The sequence below is a fragment of the Candidatus Aegiribacteria sp. genome (genome assembly GCA_021108005.1).
Lineage (GTDB): Bacteria > Fermentibacterota > Fermentibacteria > Fermentibacterales > JCC-6 > Aegiribacteria.
In genome coordinates, this window is record JAIORS010000074.1 from 1 (window position 1) to 3,501 (window position 3,501).

The window sequence follows — 3,501 nt, forward strand, 5'->3', positions numbered from 1 at the left end:
GACAGTGCCGGTTACCACAGGAATGGTAACTGTACCGTTCAGTTTTTCCACAGGAGCAGGTATAGAGACTTCCACCGAGTGCTGGTGTGCGACAAGCGATGATATCATCAATCGCTTTTCTGTGACTCGGTAGAATCCTGTCACCGTATTTACTCAGATACTCCTCTTTGTGCTGGCGGAATATCTCCGCCATCTCGATCATGATTCTTCAAATCAGGGTAGTTCATTCATGATCTCATCCAGATTTACTCTGGCTTTCTCTTGTGCAATACCAGTTAGATGTGTGTAGATAGCTGTGGTTGCCGGGCTGTTGTGTCCCAGATTTGTCTGAATCTGTCGCAGGTTAACGCCAGACTCAAGAAGATGGGTTGCGTAGCTGTGACGAAGGGAATGCACCTGTGCCTTTTTACGGATACCACTGGCAAGAAGGGCTTCTTTGAAGGCCATCTGTACAACCGTTATTGAGAATGGCTCATTGATCGGATCTGGGCGGTTGTAGTTGCCGTGACAACCTCGGCCAACCCTGGGAAACAGCCACTCTTCATTCCGGTGGATCTGCCAAAATTCACGCAGAAGTTTAAGAGTTCGTTTAGGTAATGGCACATAGCGGTCCTTACCGCCCTTGCCGTTGCGCACATGAACAACCATCCGGGCACTGTCTATATCACAAATCTGCAATCTGGTGCCCTCACCAACACGCAATCCCAGAGAGTAGATTGTTTCAAGACATGCCCGATAACGAAAGAACCTCACATTCTTCATTATGGTGATAACTTCTTTGCGAGAGAGGATTACCGGCAGCCTTTTCTCACGCGCTGGACGCACCAACCCCAGAATTGACCAATCCTTTTTCAACGTCTTTTCCCAAAAGTACTTGATACCGCAGATTGCGATCGTACAGGTAGCTCGTGCCCACTTCTTCTCATTCTTCACATAGAGAAAGTATGCCCGAATCTCTTTTTCATCAATTTTGTCAGGTGATTTTCCGTAGTATTCAGCAAGTTGCCTAACAGATCGAGCATAGCATTCCTGCGTTCTTGGATTCAACCCGGCGAGTTGCATATCCTCGATCATTCTCTTCCGAAGTGCTGTCATGGTGCTTCCTCCTGTTTACGACAACGCTTGATTGCGCTGCCTTCAGGAAGTATGCTTAATATCTGAAGATTAATGTGTTGGTAACTGCGCTGCGGAGCGGCGCTTAGTTCAACAACAAAATGCAGCAGAACTGCGGTTTTCTCAAAACAATATCACTGTAAATGCAGTCTGCTGATTTAGAGCGTTAAGCATACAACCGAAGGAGAATCTTACTTGAGAATCGCAAGAATTGGATTTATTCTTGGCCTGCTAACATTATCTGGAATCAACATTGGTTGCAATAATTACAATGAATCTAGTTCAAGGCAAGTAAGTACTTTAGTTTTCTCTGATACTATTACAATTGGTGATTTAGTTTCACCATATGTATATGGTAATTCTTTATTAGGCTCGGATTCCCTTGTTCTTGCGGAAGGAAGAGGGTGGATTTCAGACTATCCAAATGGAATGAGATTAGTTACAACTTGCAATGCAATAGAGTTGCCAGAAGGAACAGTATTCCAACGGCGCAATAGAGAATGGTTTATGTATCATCCATATGGTAGAAGATTTACAAATGATGAATACTTCTCCCCGTATGCCTTGTCTTCTCTTAACTCAGGTGACTACTTGGAATATGATATAGACAGTTTAAGCATAGTGGTATATGATTCTCTTGGGAATCAGATAAATAGTATCTTTAGATCTTGGGTTTTGCCGTATTCAATTCAACCAGGTACAGATTCAGTTGCCGTAATCAAGGAGTTAGGATATAGCTACAGTCAGCCCAAAGGCGCTGGATACAGAATATTCTCTATCAATATGTATACAGGTGAGGAAATTGCTACTTTTAGAAACCATTTCTTTACCGATGAACTTGAGCGTAGCATATATAGCGAGAAGAACTTAGACCTAACAGATAAATATTCCGTTCATGCGGTCGATGCAGATGGTAATGTATACATATCTGATTATGGCGAGGAAGAATACATTATTAAGGTTTATAGTCCTGCGGGAGATGAGATCAAGATTATTCAGTTTGACTCTTCTCTAAGATTAGAATATGACCATGATGAGTACTGGATTCCAGAAGCATTGATTACCTTCTTTTATTATCACCCTCAAGGGGAATGTCTAGGTCGGATCTTTTTGAATTACCCTGAATTGCATCCGTATGTTACAAGACTAGAGATCCTTGGTGATGAAATATGGGCAAGAAGGTCTGGCACTCGATCAACGGAGTATTGGGATGTAATTTCAATGGATGGAGAACTCCTAAGGCGAGTAACTCTCTACGCAGAGGCCAGTGATAATTCTGCATATCCAATGTTGATTTTTAATGACAACGGTTATTTTGGTATCTATAGAGAAGACTTTTGCAATAGGTCTTTCACGGTAAAGAATCTAAATGATTGAGAAAATAAATGCTTAACCACTGAATGAACCTGGCACAAGCGCTTTGTTGTTGTCTTCAGTAATACTTGTGCAGGTTATTCAGGATGTTATGCGTAAATACGAACCGGAGAACTTGAAAATATGACAATACTGAAAGAAACGAAAATCTTGAGTGATAATGAAGTCAAGCATCTGCTCGAACTGATGCTGGATGTAATGCCTTATCCCGCCAAGGAAATGCTTGTTCTAAACAATATCAATCCAGAAGATTCGATTCGTATGCAGTCTATAACGAGAACTTTCCGGAATGCCCGTGAAATCGGCAATCAAACACTCAAGGATGTTTCTGGAAAAACCAAAATTCCCCAATACCGAATCCGTGCTATTGAAGAAGGCAACTTATCGGAGATAAAGCCTGCATTTCTCAGGCAGTTAAGCCAATACTATGATCTCGACGAATGGTGTTCTCGCTGGGCAAATATGAATACTGAGCTTGCTTCTGGACTTGGGATGCTTTCTTGGGTTGAACTTAGCAAGCGAGCAGAAGGAAAGGGCTTATCTGTATCACCGCTATCGGATGTAGAGAAGCAAATAATGGAGTTCGTGGAGTCACGCAGACCCGAAGAACACATCAGACCAGAACTGGACATAGGCTATCGCATCACAGGACAAAGCTTTGAGATTTTTGAAATTAGACCGAGATGGAAGCAACCGGATATCACCCAGGAAATTTCAGTTGCTAAAGCTACTTTTGTAAAAAGCAAAAAAAATTGGAAACTCTATTGGATGCGCGCTGACCTGAAATGGCACAGGTATGATCCTCTCTCTGATACGAAATCTCTTCAGGATATATTGAATGAAATTGGTGAGGATCCATATTGCTGTTTTTGGGGATAAAGGAGCGCATAACCACTGAATGAACCTGGCACAACCGACCAGGTACGGGTCTCAGTGATGGTAGTGCAGGTTATTCAGGATGTTATGCAAACGTTCACAGATCTGGTGTGAAAACTCCCGGCAGGTTGTGTAACG

At 42.5% G+C, this 3,501-nt stretch carries 4 protein-coding genes; 2 read left to right on the forward strand and 2 right to left on the reverse strand.

What is annotated here, in order from left to right:
* Positions 1 to 202 (reverse strand): transposase zinc-binding domain-containing protein (locus K8S15_04500; GenBank protein ID MCD4775295.1); only part of this gene is annotated, 202 nt, incomplete at its 3' end.
* Positions 203 to 213: 11 nt separating this feature from the next.
* Complete coding sequence (locus tag K8S15_04505) at positions 214 to 1,095, reverse strand: site-specific integrase (protein ID MCD4775296.1); 882 nt, start codon at positions 1,093 to 1,095, stop codon at positions 214 to 216.
* 213 nt (positions 1,096 to 1,308) lie between these two features.
* Between K8S15_04505 and K8S15_04510 the strand changes: the two genes are divergently transcribed.
* Together K8S15_04510 and K8S15_04515 are read left to right on the forward strand one after the other, a co-directional pair.
* On the forward strand, positions 1,309 to 2,490 hold the full coding sequence (locus K8S15_04510) for a hypothetical protein (protein MCD4775297.1): 1,182 nt from the start codon (positions 1,309 to 1,311) through the stop codon (positions 2,488 to 2,490).
* A 120-nt stretch (positions 2,491 to 2,610) separates the two neighbouring features.
* The gene (locus K8S15_04515; protein MCD4775298.1) at positions 2,611 to 3,366 is read left to right on the forward strand and encodes a DUF3024 domain-containing protein; all 756 of its coding nucleotides are present in this window, start codon (positions 2,611 to 2,613) and stop codon (positions 3,364 to 3,366) included.
* The last annotated feature ends 135 nt before the right edge of the window (positions 3,367 to 3,501 follow it).

What these genes read in the sequence shown, in the direction of transcription:
- K8S15_04505 (MCD4775296.1), bottom strand. Translation starts at nt 1,095, where the DNA reads ATGACAGCACTTCGGAAGAGAATGATCGAGGATATGCAACTCGCCGGG.
- K8S15_04515 (MCD4775298.1), top strand. Translation starts at nt 2,611, where the DNA reads ATGACAATACTGAAAGAAACGAAAATCTTGAGTGATAATGAAGTCAAG.